Source organism: Modestobacter sp. VKM Ac-2983, assembly GCF_026967885.1.
GTDB lineage: Bacteria > Actinomycetota > Actinomycetes > Mycobacteriales > Geodermatophilaceae > Modestobacter.
Window position 1 is genome coordinate 715,876 of record NZ_JAPVBK010000003.1, and the last position, 14,889, is coordinate 730,764.

Annotated in this window: 16 protein-coding genes; 10 read left to right on the top strand and 6 right to left on the bottom strand. The window is 74.7% G+C overall.

All coding sequences use genetic code 11. The features are described from left to right. Positions 1-19: 19 nt before the first annotated feature. Positions 20-955 carry a DNA-3-methyladenine glycosylase family protein gene (locus tag O2W18_RS15410; RefSeq protein ID WP_269188350.1) on the top strand — a complete coding sequence of 312 codons (936 nt, stop codon included), beginning with the start codon at positions 20-22 and terminating at the stop codon, positions 953-955. A gap of 5 nt (positions 956-960) precedes the next feature. On the opposite strand, the gene rfbA is transcribed toward O2W18_RS15410, so the two are convergent. Then, positions 961-1,824 carry a glucose-1-phosphate thymidylyltransferase RfbA gene (rfbA, locus tag O2W18_RS15415; RefSeq protein WP_269188351.1) on the bottom strand — a complete coding sequence of 288 codons (864 nt, stop codon included), beginning with the start codon at positions 1,822-1,824 and terminating at the stop codon, positions 961-963. Positions 1,825-1,935: 111 nt separating this feature from the next. On the opposite strand from rfbA, the gene rfbB reads away from it, so the two are divergent. Then, entirely contained in the window at positions 1,936-2,931 is a 996-nt protein-coding gene (gene rfbB, locus O2W18_RS15420) for a dTDP-glucose 4,6-dehydratase (protein ID WP_269188352.1), read from the top strand. Next, positions 2,928-3,824 carry a dTDP-4-dehydrorhamnose reductase gene (gene rfbD, locus O2W18_RS15425; protein ID WP_269188353.1) on the top strand — a complete coding sequence of 299 codons (897 nt, stop codon included), beginning with the start codon at positions 2,928-2,930 and terminating at the stop codon, positions 3,822-3,824. The genes rfbB and rfbD overlap by 4 nt, the downstream gene beginning before the upstream one ends. A gap of 37 nt (positions 3,825-3,861) precedes the next feature. Here the strand turns inward: rfbD and O2W18_RS15430 are convergent, their stop codons facing one another. Genes O2W18_RS15430 through cofD form a run of 3 tightly spaced genes read right to left on the bottom strand, consistent with a single transcriptional unit; the run spans position 3,862 to position 6,533 of the window. Continuing rightward, a complete protein-coding gene (locus tag O2W18_RS15430; protein ID WP_269188354.1) occupies positions 3,862-4,464 on the bottom strand; it encodes a dTDP-4-dehydrorhamnose 3,5-epimerase family protein in 603 nt (200 codons plus the stop codon). A gap of 48 nt (positions 4,465-4,512) precedes the next feature. Further along, positions 4,513-5,577, bottom strand: coding sequence for a coenzyme F420-0:L-glutamate ligase (locus tag O2W18_RS15435; RefSeq protein ID WP_269188355.1), 1,065 nt, complete (start codon positions 5,575-5,577; stop codon positions 4,513-4,515). Then, positions 5,574-6,533: a 2-phospho-L-lactate transferase gene (gene cofD, locus O2W18_RS15440; RefSeq protein WP_269188356.1), complete on the bottom strand. Its 960-nt coding sequence runs from the start codon at positions 6,531-6,533 to the stop codon at positions 5,574-5,576. The genes O2W18_RS15435 and cofD overlap by 4 nt, the downstream gene beginning before the upstream one ends. A gap of 300 nt (positions 6,534-6,833) precedes the next feature. Here cofD and O2W18_RS15445 point away from each other — a divergent pair, with 300 nt between their 5' ends. Beyond that, positions 6,834-7,178, top strand: a complete 345-nt coding sequence (locus tag O2W18_RS15445; protein WP_269188357.1) for a WhiB family transcriptional regulator — start codon at positions 6,834-6,836, stop codon at positions 7,176-7,178. Positions 7,179-7,317: 139 nt separating this feature from the next. Beyond that, complete coding sequence (locus O2W18_RS15450) at positions 7,318-8,181, top strand: hypothetical protein (protein ID WP_269188358.1); 864 nt, start codon at positions 7,318-7,320, stop codon at positions 8,179-8,181. On the opposite strand, the gene O2W18_RS15455 is transcribed toward O2W18_RS15450, so the two are convergent. Continuing rightward, the gene (locus tag O2W18_RS15455; protein WP_269188359.1) at positions 8,156-9,637 is read right to left on the bottom strand and encodes a hypothetical protein; all 1,482 of its coding nucleotides are present in this window, start codon (positions 9,635-9,637) and stop codon (positions 8,156-8,158) included. The two genes, O2W18_RS15450 and O2W18_RS15455, sit on opposite strands and share 26 nt — an antisense overlap. Before the next feature lie 40 nt (positions 9,638-9,677). Continuing rightward, a complete protein-coding gene (locus O2W18_RS15460; RefSeq protein WP_269158658.1) occupies positions 9,678-10,136 on the bottom strand; it encodes a metallopeptidase family protein in 459 nt (152 codons plus the stop codon). Between the two features lie 185 nt (positions 10,137-10,321). On the opposite strand from O2W18_RS15460, the gene O2W18_RS15465 reads away from it, so the two are divergent. From O2W18_RS15465 to manA, 5 genes are all read left to right on the top strand, one after another. Beyond that, complete coding sequence (locus O2W18_RS15465; RefSeq protein ID WP_269158659.1) at positions 10,322-10,672, top strand: DUF3499 domain-containing protein; 351 nt, start codon at positions 10,322-10,324, stop codon at positions 10,670-10,672. 26 nt (positions 10,673-10,698) lie between these two features. Next, on the top strand, positions 10,699-12,078 hold the full coding sequence (locus O2W18_RS15470; RefSeq protein WP_269188360.1) for a phosphomannomutase/phosphoglucomutase: 1,380 nt from the start codon (positions 10,699-10,701) through the stop codon (positions 12,076-12,078). Further along, complete coding sequence (locus tag O2W18_RS15475; protein WP_269188361.1) at positions 12,075-12,269, top strand: Trm112 family protein; 195 nt, start codon at positions 12,075-12,077, stop codon at positions 12,267-12,269. The genes O2W18_RS15470 and O2W18_RS15475 overlap by 4 nt, the downstream gene beginning before the upstream one ends. Then, the gene (locus tag O2W18_RS15480; RefSeq protein WP_269188362.1) at positions 12,266-13,408 is read left to right on the top strand and encodes an SIS domain-containing protein; all 1,143 of its coding nucleotides are present in this window, start codon (positions 12,266-12,268) and stop codon (positions 13,406-13,408) included. The genes O2W18_RS15475 and O2W18_RS15480 overlap by 4 nt, the downstream gene beginning before the upstream one ends. Before the next feature lie 147 nt (positions 13,409-13,555). Beyond that, entirely contained in the window at positions 13,556-14,731 is a 1,176-nt protein-coding gene (gene manA, locus O2W18_RS15485) for a mannose-6-phosphate isomerase, class I (RefSeq protein WP_269188363.1), read from the top strand. Positions 14,732-14,889 lie beyond the last annotated feature (158 nt).

The window sequence follows — 14,889 nt, forward strand, 5'->3', positions numbered from 1 at the left end:
ACGTACCGGGGGGAACGCGGTGGGGGAGCAGTTGTCGGTCGTCGATGCACCGGCCCACGACCAGGTCTGGACGCCGGACTGGCCGCTGGACGTGCGCCGGACGCTGTCCCGGGACCGCCGGGGCACCGGCGACCCGACGCTGCGCTACGCCGAGGACGGCGTCTGGCGGACGACGACCACCCCCGACGGCCCGGCCACCGTGCGGCTGACCGGAGGGGCATCGGCCATCCGGGTGCAGGCATGGGGACCGGGGGCGGCGTGGGCGGGCCGGCGCGCGCCCCGCTGGCTGGGTGCCGACGACCGGCCGGACGACTTCGACCCGACCCCGCACCCACTCGTGGCCCGGCTGCACCGCGGTGCGCCGTGGCTGCGGCTGGGCAGCACCGGGCGGGTGTGGGACGCACTGGTGCCCGCCGTCCTGGAGCAGAAGGTGACCGGCATCGAGGCGCACCGCACGTGGCGGGAGCTGCTGCGGCTGGCCGGTGAGCCGGCGCCCGGACCGGCGCCGGCGGGGATGCGGGTGGTGCCCTCGGCCGCGCGGGTCCTCGCAGTCACCGACTGGCAGTGGCACGGCTGCGGGCTGGACGGCGCCCGCCGCCGGTCGCTGCGGGCGGTCGCCTCGGTCGCATCCCGGCTGGAGGCCGGCGTCCACGACGACTGCGAGGACCTGCGCCGCCGGTTGCAGTCGGTGCCGGGCATCGGCGTCTGGACCGCGGCCGAGGTGGCCCAGCGCGCCGTGGGCTGCCCGGACTCGGTGAGCGTCGGTGACTACCACCTGAAGAACCTGGTGGGCTGGTCGCTCGCCGGCCGGAAGACCGACGACGCGGGGATGCTGGAGCTGCTGGAGCCCTGGCGCGGGCACCGGCAGCGCGTCGTCCGGTTGCTGGAGGTCGGCGGCAGCATGCCACCCAAGCGGGGTCCCCGGATGGCCCCGACCCAGTACCGCTCGATCTGAGGCGTTCAGCCGTCGAGCAGGCCCAGCAGGTAGGCGCCGTAGCCGCTCTTGCCCAGTGGCTCGGCTGCGGCACGCATGCCGTCGTCGTCCAGCCAGCCGTTGCGCCAGGCGACCTCCTCGATGCAGCCGATCTTCAGCCCCTGCCGCTCCTCGACCACCGAGACGAACTCGGTCGCCTGGCGCAGCGAGGCGAAGGTGCCGGTGTCCAGCCAGGCGGTCCCACGGTCCAGCACGGTGACGGTGAGCCGGCCCTGCCGCAGGTAGTGCTCGTTGACGGCGGTGATCTCCAACTCGCCCCGGGCGCTCGGGGTGATGCCGCGGGCGACCGCGACGACGTCGGGGCCGAAGAAGTACAGCCCCGGGACGGCGTAGGAGCTCTTGGGCCTCGCCGGCTTCTCCTCGATGGAGAGCACCCGGCCGGCCTCGTCGAACTCCACGACGCCGTAGGCCGCCGGCTCGGCGACGTGGTACGCGAAGACGTGCCCGCCGTCGGGCTCGGGCAGCCGGGACAGGGCGGTGCCCAGGCCGGCGCCGTAGAAGATGTTGTCGCCCAGCACCAGGGCCGCCGCCTGGCCGTCGAGGAAGTCCGCGCCGATGAGGAACGCCTGCGCGAGCCCCTCGGGCCGGGGCTGCACCGCGTACTCGATCCGCATGCCCAGCCGGCTGCCGTCGCCGAGCAACCGGGCGAAGGAGTCGTGGTCCTCCGGGGTGGTGATGACCAGGACCTCGCGGATCCCGGCCATCATCAGCGTGGAGAGCGGGTAGTAGATCATCGGTTTGTCGTAGACCGGCATGAGCTGCTTGCTCACGCCGAGGGTGATGGGCCACAGTCGGCTGCCGGTTCCACCGGCGAGGATGATCCCGCGCACCCGGCGACCTTAGGTGTCGGGCGCCGTGTGGTGGGAGTGCCGCTCACCCCGGTGGATGAAGAGCGCCGTGGCACGCCCCACCGTCCGCCGGCGTCGCCTAGCGTCTCGGGCATGCGCGTCTTCGTCACCGGCGGTGCCGGCTTCATCGGTTCGCACTACGTGCGCACCATGCTCTCCGGCGGGTACCCGGGCTTCGAGGACGCCGAGGTGACCGTCTTCGACAAGCTCACCTACGCCGGCAACCTGGCCAACCTGGCCCCGGTCGCCGACAGCCCGCGCTACCGGTTCGTGCAGGGCGACATCTGCGTCGCCGCGGACCTGGACGCCGCCCTGCCCGGGCACGACATGGTGGTCCACTTCGCCGCGGAGTCCCACGTCGACCGCTCGATCACCGGTGCCGCCGGCTTCGTGCTGACCAACGTGCTGGGCGCCCAGCAGGTGTTCGACGCCGCGCTCCGGCACGGCGTCCGCCGGGTCGTGCACGTCTCCACCGACGAGGTCTACGGCTCGATCGACTCCGGCTCGTGGACCGAGGACCACCTGCTCGAGCCCAACTCGCCGTACTCGGCGGCGAAGGCGGGCAGCGACCTGATCGCCCGGGCCTACGCGAAGACCTACGGGCTGGACGTCTCGATCACCCGGTGCAGCAACAACTACGGGCCCTACCACTTCCCGGAGAAGGTCATCCCGCTGTTCGTCACCAACCTGCTGGACGGGCTCACGGTGCCGCTCTACGGGGAGGGCGCCAACGTGCGCGACTGGCTGTTCGTCGACGACCACTGCCGGGGCATCCAGCTGGTGCTGGAGAAGGGCCGGCCGGGGGAGTTCTACAACATCGGCGGTGGGCGGGAGCTGTCCAACAAGGAGCTCACCGAGCAGCTGCTGGCGGCCACCGGCCGCGACTGGAGCCACGTGGAGAACATCGTGGACCCGCGCGGCGGCGGTCACGACCTGCGCTACTCCGTCGACCACTCCAAGACCGCTGCGCTCGGCTACGCCCCGCGCATGAGCTTCGAGGACGGTCTCGCGCTGACCGTCCAGTGGTACCGGGACAACCGCGCGTGGTGGGAGCCGCTCAAGGCCGCTGCGGCCACCGCCCGCTCGTGACCGCCCCGACCTCCTGGCTGGTCACCGGCGCGGGCGGACAGCTCGGCACGGACCTGCAGGCCGTGCTGGCGGCGGACCGTCCGGACGACACCGTGACCGCGCTCGGCCGGGCCGGGCTCGACCTCACCGACGAAGCGCAGGTGCGCGCGCAGGTCCGGGGGTGGCTGGACCGGTCGGGGGCCAGCGGTGCGCGGCCCGTGGTGGTGAACGCGGCCGCCTACACGGCCGTGGACGCGGCCGAGGACGACGAGGCGACCGCGCTGTTGGTGAACGGGGCCGCTCCGGGCTGGCTGGCCGAGGAGCTGGCCGGGCGCGGCCGGCTGGTGCACGTCTCCACCGACTACGTCTTCGCCGGCACGGCCAGCACGCCGTACCGGGTCGACGACGAGCCCGCACCACGCACCGCCTACGGCCGGACGAAGCTGGCCGGGGAGCAGGCGATCGCGGCGGTGGACGACGACGCCGTCGTCGTCCGGACCTCCTGGGTGCACGCCGCGCACGGCAGCAACTTCGTGCGCACCATGCTCCGGCTCGAGCACGAGCGGGACACCGTGTCCGTCGTCGACGACCAGACCGGCAGCCCGACCTGGTCGGCCGACCTCGCCCGCGGGCTGGTCGAGGTGGCGCTGGCGCCGGCCCGCGGTCTGCTGCACGCCACGAACGGCGGCGCGACGACCTGGTTCGGGCTCGCCCGGCTCGTCTTCGAGCTCGCCGGCGCCGATCCGGGGCGGGTGCAGCCCACCACGACCGACGCGTTCCCCAGCCGGGCGGTGCGCCCTGCCTACAGCGTGCTGGATCCCGCCGCCTGGGTGGCGGCCGGCCTGACGCCGTTGCCGCCCTGGGCGGCGTCCGTGCGCGCCTGCGTCGACCGGCTCGGCGCCCTCCACAGCTGACGCGAGGCGGCCGGAGCCTCGCCCCCGCCCCGAGGGGTCAGCTGGCACGCACCTCCGCGTACCGCGCCCGGCACTGGGCCATGGTCGGCAGCAGACCCTGCTCACGGGCTGCGGCGAGGGTGGGCGCGGCGAGGTCCTTGGCCGACAGCTCGAACTCGACGTCGGCCGGCCAGGGCAGGTCCAGCTCGGGGTCCATCGGGTGCACGCCGAACTCCCGGCCGGGGGAGTAACCGGTGGACACCAGGTAGGTGACCGAGCTGGCATCGGCGAGGGAGATGAACGCGTGTCCCAGCCCCTCGGCCAGGTAGACCGCGCGCGGCCGCTCGCCGTCCAGCAGCACCGTGTCGTGCACGCCGAAGGTGGGCGACCCGACCCGCAGGTCGACCACCACGTCGAGCACCGTGCCGGCCGGGCAGTAGACGTACTTCGCCTGGCCGGGGGGCACCGAGGCGAAGTGCACGCCCCGCAGCGCGCCGCGGGCGGAGACGCTGTGGTTGGCCTGGGCGATCCGGAAGCCCGGGCCGATCGCCTCGGCGAGCACGTCGGCGCGGAACCACTCGGTGAACCGGCCGCGGGCGTCGCCGTGCGGGACCAGGTCCAGCGCGTAGGCATCGGGGACGGCGAGTTCACGGATCTGCACGGGTCGACGCTAACGACCGCCGTCGGAGGCGTGCACCGGGTCTCCCCCTCAGGTGGGGGTGCGCCCCAGCCACAGCCGGCCGGCCAGCGACGCACCGCCGAAGGTCGCGGCCGGCTCCCACCGGGTCGCCCAGCCCTCCGCCTGCAGCTGGACCAGCGCCGCGCCGACGACCGCACCCAGGGCCAGCGAGGTGACCGGGGTGATCGGGTCGGCCAGGTGGACGTCGACGACGTCGCCGTCGTCCCCCTCTTCGCTGCCGTACCGGAAGACCACGGGGAACTCCGGCAGCGCCGCCACGGCGGTCCGGAAGGCCTCCGTGACCGCGAGCAGGGCGCCGTCCCGGTGGGCGATCGAGGGGGCGCTGGTGCGGCTGCCGACCAGGTCCCGGGTACCGGTGGGGAAGAGGTCGCCGGCGCCGATCCGGACCAGTGGACGGGTGCCCTGGTCCGGCGCCGGTGGCCGGAAACTGAGGCCGCGCACCACCGCCACCGGGAGGCCGCCGAGCTTGCCCTTGACCAGGTCACCGGCGGCGGCCAGTTCGTCGACCACCGCCACCTGGGTGGTCTCCAGCCGGTTGCCGTGCGTGTCGACGGCGCCGCGGTGGTCGACCAGTGCGGGGAGCCCCGCCGCTCCGATCGCCACGTCGGTGACGCCGTCCCGCCAGGGCCGACCGAAGGTGTCGCTGACCACGACCGCCACGGTCACCCCGAGCAGCTCGTGCAGCCGGTCGCGGAGCTGCCGGGCCGAGGCGTCGGCGTCCTCGGGCAGCAGGACCAGGGTGTCGGAGGCGACGTTGGAGGCGTCGATGCCGGCGGCGGCCACCACCCAGCCGTGCCGGGTCTCGACGATCGACAGCGGCCCGCGGCGGGCGACCACCCGCACCGTCTCGGCGGTGATGGCCTGCTGGCGGGCGGTCTCCCGATCGGTGCCCGGGGGGACCGACACCAGGTTGCCCTCGACCTTGGACACGACCTTCGAGGTCACCACCAGGACGTCGTCGTCGCTCAACCAGGGGGCTGCGGCGGCGACGGCGCCGGCGAGGTCGTCGCCGGGGGAGAACTCGGGCAGCCCGGCCACCGGCAGCACCGAGATGCCCGCCGGCGGTCCGCTCACCGGTGTCCTGCTCCGGCTGCGTCCAGCGCGGCCCGGGCCAGCGCCCGGGTCGCCTCGGGTGAGCTCATCAGCAGCGGGACGGCGCGCACGTCGACGCCGGGCACGGTGGCCCGGTCGCCGGTGTGCACCAGCCAGGCGTCCAGGAGACCGTCGGCGGACCGGGCGCCGTAGTGCCGGCCGACGCCCTCCGCACTGACCTCGACGCCGACCACGGGCAGGCAGCGGTCGGCCATGCCGCGCAGCGCAGCGCCGTCGACGATGGGGGAGATGCCGACCACGCGCCCGGACGCGGCACGGACGGCGTCGCGGATGCCGGGCACTCCCAGCACGGTGCCGATCGAGACGACCGGGTTGGACGGCGCGAACAGCACCGCGTCGGCAGTGGTCAGGGCCTCGACGACGCCGGGGCCGGGCCGGGCGTCGTCCACCCCGACCTGGACGAAGCTGCTGGCCTCCAGGGCCGCCCGGTGCCGGACCCACCACTCCTGGAAGTGGAGGGCCCGGGGACGGCCGGTGTCGGGGTCGGTCACCACGACGTGCGTCTCGACCCGCTGGTCGCTCATCGGCAGCAGCCGCACCCCCGGCTGCCAGCGCGCCGCGAGGGCGGCGGTGACGTCGGAGAGCGGGTAACCGGCGTCGAGCATGCGGGTTCGGACCAGGTGGGTCGCGATGTCCCGGTCGCCGAGGCCGAACCAGGTCGGTTCCGCACCGTAGGCGGCCAGTTCGTCCTTCACCGTCCAGCTCTCGCCCCGGCGGCCCCAGCCACGCTCCTCGTCGATCCCGTCACCCAGCGTGTACATCACGGTGTCCAGGTCGGGGCAGATCCGCAGCCCGTGCAGGGTCACGTCGTCGCCGGTGTTGACCACGGCGGTCACCTCGGCGCCGGGGGCCGCCGCGAGGAGGCCGCGGAGGAAGCGGGCGCCGCCGACGCCGCCGGCGAGTACGACGATGTGCACCCGACCATCGTGCCTGATCGGCAGAACTCCACGGCGGACCCGGGTCCACTGCAGACGATCTACACGAAACCGTTCGGTCTCGATGGCAGATGGTGTGGAAGAACACGGCGTGTCGGGGTGGGCTGTGACCGCTCCCGGACGAGTTGTTACCGGTGGGACGGAGGTGGTGCTGCGTTACACCGGCCCGACTTGACCTCGACTCAACGACACGCGTGTAATTCCGATGTCGTCATCAGGTGCTGGCGACTGGGACCCGCCCAGCAGCACGTACCGGGACGCAGCGAGAGGGGACGCAACGTGATGGCCGAGGTGTCGTGGTTGACCGAGCACGAGAGCTCTGCAGCAGGCCCCACCCCGGCCTCCGGGCGGGACGTGCTGGGGAGGGCGGACGTCTTCGACGCCGTGCTCCCGGGCGTGGACGCCGAGGAGCAGAGCTGGCAGGAGCGAGCGCTGTGCGCCGAGACCGACCCGGAGGCGTTCTTCCCGGAGAAGGGCGGCTCCACCCGCGAGGCCAAGAAGATCTGCACCGGCTGCGAGGTCCGCGCCGAGTGCCTGGAGTACGCCCTGACCATGGACGAGCGCTTCGGCATCTGGGGCGGGCTCTCCGAGCGCGAGCGCCGCCGCCTGCGTCGCCAGGCCGGCTGACGAGGACCCCGCACGTCCCACCTCTCCTCCCGCACGGTCGGCGCGACGACGCGCCGACGATGCTCGTCACCGAGTGCTCCACCCGGCTGCTCGGCAGCCCGGTCCCACGGCCCCTCGCCCGTGTGGTCGACTGGGCCCCGTGCACACCCGGGTCGCCGACGGCCGCACCGCCGTCGTCCGTGAGGTCCGCGCCGCCGCACCCCTGCTGACCGGGGTCGCCGCCCCCCTCCCCGCCCGTCCGCCATGGCTGACCGCCGCGCTGAACGTGCAGGCCGGACACCTGTTCGGCCGGGTTCACCCCCGGGCGGTGCTGGTCGGCCAGGACGCGGACAGTCGTCCCGTCGGGGCGGCCCTGCTGTCCTTCCGGCGTCGCGGCGTCGGCACCGTGGTCACCCTGCTGGGCGCCGAGCCCGGCCCGCTGCCCCCGGGACGACCGCAGTCCAGGCTGCCGGCCCGGGACGACGAGGTCGCCGCGCGGCTCGCCGCCGGGGTGATCGGCCTGCTCGACCGGGTCCGGGGCCCGTGGACCCTCCGGCTGACCGGGCTCCCGCTCGGCGACCCGACGGTGCGGCACCTGGCTGCCGGGCTGCCGGACGCCCAGCTGGCCACCGCGCGCAGCCGGCGCCTGGTCGACGAGCTGGACACCGTCGCCGACGTCGTCCGCAGTCGGGACCCGGTCGAGGTGGAGCGCTGGTTGCCGGCCGTGCTGGCGCAGCTCCCCACCGCACAGCGGGACTTCGTCCGCGCCGCAGCCCGGCTGCACGCCGCGACCGGAGAGCTGGAGGTCGCCGTCGTCCCGGCGGACGAGGGGCCGAGGGCCCTGCTGCTCACCCTGCTCGACCGCAGCACCCCCGGGGAGGAGCGCTGGCCGTGGTGGGGCACGAGTGACGTCGGCGGGCTCCGCCGCGAGCTCGGTGCCCCGGCGGGCACCCTCACGGCCGTGGCCGGCCTCGCCCAGCTGGGCCGACGGGGCTCGCTCAGCCGGGGTGCTGCAGCCGGGTGACCCCGCGGTCGGGTGCGGTGGCTGCGCTGTCCAGCCCGATCCGGACGACGCCGGTCGCCGGGGTCGTGCTCTCACGGCGCGGGCCGTCGGGCGCGATCGAGGCGGTCAGCTGGTAGGCCCTGCCGGTGTAGCTGGGCGCGCTGCCGTTCGGGCGCGTGTAGGTGGGGAAGAGGCCGGTCAGCTCGATGCGGTCGCCGTCGCGGGTGACCTGGAGCTCCGGGCTGGCCAGGTCGGCGTACTCGGTGATGCCCCGGGCGCAGCCGGCGGCCAGCGGGTCGGCGGGGGGCTCGGCGGTGAGGCAGTTGTACGTGGGCAGCCGGACGTGCGCCAAGGCGCGTCGGCCATCGGTGGTGAGGCTGACGCTGGGGTGGGTGACGGTCAGCCCCACGGCCCGCTCCTCCAGCAGCACAGCGCCGAAGGTCGCCGTCGCCGCGACGCCGTCGGTGCCCAGCGGGACGGAGGACAGTGCCAGGGCGCCCGCCTCGGGCTGGGCCGCGGCGTCGGGTGACCCCATCTCGGGGGGTGGCGTGGCGGGCGCGGGACCGGCCGCCGTCGTCCCGATGACGGCGGCGTCCGCCGCGGTTGCGTCCAGGCCGACGTCCCCGGGTCGGCTGGCGGGTGCCCCCACCACCACGGCGGCGAGGACCAGCAGGGACGCTGCCGTGAGGGTGGTGGCGGACAGTGCCGTGCGTGACAGTGCGCCGCCGGGTGCCCGGACCGCGGTCGACGTGGCGCCCGTGCCGGTGGTCCCTGGGTGCGCTGCCGTCGGCCGGGCGCCGGCGGAGCCGGGCGGGCTCTCCAGGAAGCCGGGCAGGTCGTCGAGCGCCGCGGCGTCGCTCCCGCGGTGACCGGCCTCGCGGGCCGCCGGTCCAGCAGCCCGCCTCCCGGTCAGGAGGGCCGACGCCAGCGCGGCGCACAGCCCGGCGGCGAGGGCCAGCAGCACCGAGACCAGCACCCACCGGCCCGCGGCCGGTGAACCGGTGGCGCCGGCCGGCGAGGCCTCCCGGCCCGGGTCGACGTCCACGAGCTCCTCGTCGGTGCCCCGCTCGACGAGCCGGTCGACCACGGCGTCGGCCGCGGCCACCGCCGTGTCCCGGTCGGGCAGCGTCACCCGGATCGCGACGGTGGCCGTGCCGGGAGCGCGCTCGGCAGCGGTGCTCTCCTCGAGCTCGGCCAGCGGCACCCCGGCCAGTGCCGGCTCGTCGTCCTGCACCGCGGCCAGGACCTCGGCCGACCCGGCGAGCGCGGTGTACCGGTCGGCCAGCAGCAGTGCCGCACCGGCGCCGGCCTCGGTGCGGGGGGTCACGGTCAGGGTCGCGGTGGCCGTCGTCGTCCGGGGCTGGAGGGCCAGCAGCACCAGGACGGCGGCGAGGACGACGAGGCCGGCGACGACCCCGGTCACGACGGTCCGCCGGGCACCGTGCCGGCCGGGCCGGCTGTGGTCAGCTGCGCTCATCTCGGCGCCCAGCATGGCAAAGGGGTCGGCCGCGGCCCGTTCAACCGGCGGGGTCGATCTCCTCGGGGTCCCGTCCCAGCAGCACCGCCACCTGGTCGACGACGACGTCCCGCACCAGGTCGGCGAGGTCGTCGCGGTCGGCAGCGCGGATCTCCAGCGGCCGGCGGTAGACCACGATCCGGGCCGGGTGCTCGTGCCCCCCCTCCCGGTGCGCGGGCAGGACCCGGGCGAGCGGGACGCTGCCGTCCTCCAGCACGTCGGCGTCCAGCACCACGTCGTCGGGGCTGGTGTGGTCGACCCAGGGCACGTCCTCGACGGCGAACTCGACACCGGCCAGCTCACGTTCCCAGCGGCGCTCCAGGTCCTCGACCGCGTCCAGGACCAGGTCGTCGAACTGCTCGGCGCGGCTGCGGGACAGCGGCACCGTCGGTGGCACGAGACGACCGCGCAGGCCGCGGCCATGGCGGTCGCGCCGGGCGCGGGAAGGGAGGCGGTCCATCGCGGCAGGAGCCTACGGCCTCAGCGGACCGCAGCGGTGCTGGCGATCAGTCGGGGACGCCGGGCGGGGGACGGCTGGGTCGGGTGGGCCAGGACGGGGAGGAGGGGGTGGACGTGCGTGATCCGGTGTGCCTCCTCCCCAGACGGCGTCGGCCCGGATAGTGTGCCCGGCGTGAGGAACCGGTGGTGAGGCAGTCACGTCGCTGTTCGCGCAGCGGCTGCGCGCAACCGGCGGCGGCCACCCTGACCTACGTGTACGCGGAGTCCACGGCCGTCGTCGGCCCGTTGGCGACCTACTCCGAGCCGCACAGCTACGACCTGTGCGAGTTCCACGCCGAGCGGCTCACGGTGCCCCGGGGCTGGGAGGTCGTCCGGCACGAGATCGACGCCGACGACCTCGGCCCGACCGGTGACGACCTGCTGGCACTGGCCGACGCGGTGCGGGAGGCAGCCCGCCCGGAGCCGCCGCGCGACCCGGCCGACGACGGCAGCGGCACCCGCCGCGGCCACCTGCGCGTCCTCCCCAACCTCCCGTAGCCGCAAGCCCTTATAGGGTCAGCGCCGTGGCAGACCTGACGTCGATCATCAAGGCCTACGACGTGCGCGGAGTCGTCCCCGACCAGTGGGACGAGAGCGTCGCTCGCGCCATCGGGACCGCCTTCGCCGAGTACGTGCACGCCGAGACGGGGGCGACCTCGGTCGTCACCGCCCACGACATGCGCGACTCCTCCGTCCCGCTCTCCCGGGCCTTCGCCGAGGGCGTGCTGTCCCGCGGGGTCGACGTCGTCGAGGCCGGCCTGGGCTCCACCGACATGCTCTACTTCGCCGCCGGCTCGCTGGAGATGCCGGGCGCGATGTTCACCGCCAGCCACAACCCGGCCCAGTACAACGGCATCAAGCTGTGCCGGGCCGGGGCGGCACCGATCGGCCAGGACTCCGGGCTGGTCCAGATCCGGGAGTGGTCCGAGCAGCTCCTGGAGGAAGCCGCGGTGTTCGACCGGGACCCGGGCAGGCCGGGCACGGTCAGCACCCGGGACGTCGCCGTGGAGTACGCCGCCTACCTGCGGGGCCTGGTCGACCTCTCCGGCATCCGGCCGCTGAAGGTCGTCGTCGACGCCGGGAACGGGATGGGTGGGCACACCGTCCCCGTGGTCCTCTCCGGGCTGCCGCTGGAGATCGTGCCGATGTACTTCGAGCTCGACGGGTCCTTCCCCAACCACGAGGCCAACCCGCTGGACCCGGCCAACCTGGTCGACCTGCAGGCGGGGGTGCGCCAGCACGGCGCCGACATCGGCCTCGCCTTCGACGGCGACGCCGACCGCTGCTTCATCATCGACGAGCGCGGCGAGCCGGTGAGCCCCTCGGCGATCACCGGGCTGGTCGCCGTGCGCGAACTCGCCAAGGGCACCGGGACGACGATCATCCACAACCTGATCACCTCCCGTGCGGTGCCGGAGATCGTCCGCGAGCACGGCGGGACACCGGTCCGCACCCGGGTCGGGCACTCCTTCATCAAGGAGGAGATGGCCCGCACCGACGCCGTCTTCGGCGGTGAGCACTCCGCGCACTACTACTTCCGCGACTTCTGGCGGGCCGACACCGGCATGCTCGCCGCGATGCACGTGCTGGCCGCCCTGGGCGAGCAGTCCCGGCCGCTGTCGGAGCTCGCCGCCGCCTACGAGCGGTACGCCGCCTCCGGGGAGGTCAACTCCACCGTCGGGGACCAGGCCGGGCGGGTGGCGGCGGTCCGGGAGACCTACGGTGAGCGGGACGGCGTCGCGATCGACGACCTCGACGGCCTGACCGTCTCCCTGCCGGACGGTTCGTGGTTCAACCTGCGGGCCAGCAACACCGAGCCGCTGCTGCGACTCAACGTGGAAGCACCCGATGCGGCGCGGATGGCCACGCTGCGCGACGAGGTACTGGAGATGGTGCGGGCATGAACCAGGACGCGACCCTGGGGATCGATCCCGAGCTGCTGGAGATCCTCGCCTGTCCGGACACCCACCACACCCCGCTCACCGTCGACCTCCAGGCGAGCGAGTTGGTCTGCCCCACGTGCTCCCGGGCCTTCCCGGTGCGCGACGGCATCCCGGTGCTGCTCCTCGACGAGGCGCGGCAGCGCCGCGCATGACCTCGCCCGAGCTCGCCGAGGAGGTCCTGGACGACCTCAACCTGCTCCGCGCCCGCGACCCGCGGGGGCTGCTGCCGGCGGTCGCCGGTGCCGGTGCCCAGGTCCGGGAGACGACGCAGTTGACCCGCGAGGCAGGGCTCGAGCGGGCGACCTCCGGCGGCCGCCCGCGCGGGCTGGTGATCGTCGGCAGGCGTGAGGGGGCGGTCGCAGCGACGGTGCTGCGGGCGCTGCTCGGCCCGGCCAGCCCGGTCACCGTGGACGTCGTCCCGGGCCCGGACCTGCCGGTCTGGATGGGTCCCTCGGACATCGCCGTGGTGGCCACCCGCACCGGCGCCGGCCGGTACGCCGTTACCCCGGCCTACGAGGCCGCCCGGCGCGGCGTCGTGCTGGTCGGCATCGGCGCCGAGGGCGCCCCGCTGCACGCCGCGTGCGCCAGCGCCCGGGCGCCCTACGTGCCGCTGCCGCCCTCCCGCGTGCAGCACACCGCGCTGTGGTCGCTGCTGACCCCCATGCTGCTGCTGGCTGCCGACCTGGGACTCGTCGCGGAGGACGCCGCCGACACCGAGCTGGTGGCCGCATCGCTGGACGAGGTGGCGGCGGAGTGCGGCCCGGCCCGGGAGTCCTTCGTGAACCCGGCGAAGACCCTGGCGCTGGAGCTGCTGGACGCGCTGCCGGTCATCGCCGCCGAGGGGCCGCTCGCCGGGGCCGCCGCCGGCCGGGTCGCCGATCAGCTGGCCACCCTGGCCGGGCTGCCGGTGACCGGCTTCCGGCTGCCCGACCAGCGGGTCGCCGCGTGCACCGTCCTCGGCGGCCCGCTGGCCCCCGAGGAGGGGCAGGACGACTTCTTCCGGGACCGGACCGACGACGCGGGCCGCCGGCTCCGGCTGATCACCATCCGCGACGCGGACGCCGGCGAGCACGACGCCGGGGAGCGCGACCCGCGGTCGGCCGAGGAAGCGATGCAGGAGGTCCTGCGCGCCGCGGCGGCGCACAACGTCCCGATCAGCGCGCTGGCCGAACACGCCGAGCCGGAACGGCACCCCCGGCTGGCCCGGCTCGCCCGGCAGCTCTCCGTGGCCGACTTCAGCGCCGTCTACCTGGCGCTGGCGCTGGACCACGAGCGGGCTCTGCACCCGTGACCGGTCGCCTCCGGAGGCTGATCGTCCGTGGACCAGCGCTCGACCCGACTGCCTCGCCCGGGTGAGCGCCCTCCCCATCTGCTCCAGTGCGGACCGGCCTGATCCGACGTCTGTCCGGTGACGTCCTCGCCGGTAACCTCAGCGTCGATGTGGCAGCTCAACAGTCCGGTGCGGCACTACCCGTGGGGAAGCCGCACCGTCATCCCGGAGCTCCTCGGGCTCCCCTCGCCCGCCGACCGGCCCTACGCCGAGCTCTGGATGGGTGCGCACCCCGACGCGTCCAGCGTGCTCGCTGATGGCCGAACGCTGAGCGATGCGATCACCGCTGACCCCGCGGGGCTGCTGGGCCAGCCGGTCCGCGAACGGTTCGGCGACCGGCTGCCCTTCCTGATGAAGGTGCTGGCGGCCGACAAGCCGCTGTCGCTGCAGGCGCACCCGACCACCGCACAAGCGGAGACGGGGTTCGCCGCGGAAGAGGCGGCGGGCATCCCGCACGACGACCCGACGCGGACCTTCAAGGACCCCTTCCACAAGCCGGAGATCCTGCTGGCGATCACGCCGGTCGAGGCGCTGTGTGGATTCCGTCCGGTGGAGGAGTCGCTGCACTGCCTGGCGAAGCTCCAGTTGCCGGAGTTGATGCCGACCATCGCCGCGCTGGCCCGCGGTGGGCTGCGCGCCGCCATCCCGCAGTTGCTGGCTCTCTCGAAGCGCCGGCGAGAGTCCCTCGTGCAGGCCGTGGCAGCCCGGGCGGCGTCCTTCGTCACCGCGCACGACCCGGAGTTCATCAACACCTATCGCTGGGCCGCGACGCTCGCCGACACCTACCCGGGGGACCCCGGGGTCGTGATCTCGCTGATGTGCAACCACCTCCGGATCGCCCCCGGCGAAGCCGTCTTCCTGCCGGCCGGCAACTTGCACGCCTACCTGTGCGGTGCCGGGGTCGAGGTGATGGCCAGCTCGGACAACGTGCTGCGCGGCGGGCTGACGAGCAAGCACGTCGACCTGGCGGCGCTGATCGAGGTCCTGGACTTCACCGACGGCAAGGTCCCGGTCATCCACCCGGTGCTCGGCCGCGGTGGCCTGCGCTACCCCGTCCCGGTCGACGACTTCGACCTCACCCGATGCCAGGTCGACGTCGACCCCGGTGTGCTCACCACGGCCGGGCCGCAGGTGCTCCTCTGCGCGGAGGGCGTCGCAGTGCTCACCGGCGCGGACGGCGACCTGACGCTGCGGCAGGGACAGTCGGCCTTCGTGCCGGCCGGGCAGGCGGTCACCGCCCGCGGGCCTGCGGTGCTGTACCGCGCCACTACTGCGCTGCGCTGAAGAAGGGCCCCCCTGCAGGGTGGCCGGTCCAGCACGCGACCGTGCTCGCGGCGGTACCCTGGGCGACGGCACGAGCCCCGCCGAAGCCTCGGCATGCTCGCTCGCCCCGCAGCCGCGGGGACACAGCGACCGACAGAGCCCGCCCGTCCCGGGCAGGG

Excerpts from the sequence above, each read along its gene's own strand:
- O2W18_RS15480 (WP_269188362.1), top strand. The coding sequence starts at position 12,266 with ATGACCTCGCCCGAGCTCGCCGAGGAGGTCCTGGACGACCTCAACCTG.
- O2W18_RS15460 (WP_269158658.1), bottom strand. The coding sequence starts at position 10,136 with ATGGACCGCCTCCCTTCCCGCGCCCGGCGCGACCGCCATGGCCGCGGC.
- manA (WP_269188363.1), top strand. The coding sequence starts at position 13,556 with ATGTGGCAGCTCAACAGTCCGGTGCGGCACTACCCGTGGGGAAGCCGC.
- O2W18_RS15455 (WP_269188359.1), bottom strand. The coding sequence starts at position 9,637 with ATGAGCGCAGCTGACCACAGCCGGCCCGGCCGGCACGGTGCCCGGCGG.
- rfbB (WP_269188352.1), top strand. The coding sequence starts at position 1,936 with ATGCGCGTCTTCGTCACCGGCGGTGCCGGCTTCATCGGTTCGCACTAC.
- O2W18_RS15445 (WP_269188357.1), top strand. The coding sequence starts at position 6,834 with ATGGCCGAGGTGTCGTGGTTGACCGAGCACGAGAGCTCTGCAGCAGGC.
- O2W18_RS15475 (WP_269188361.1), top strand. The coding sequence starts at position 12,075 with ATGAACCAGGACGCGACCCTGGGGATCGATCCCGAGCTGCTGGAGATC.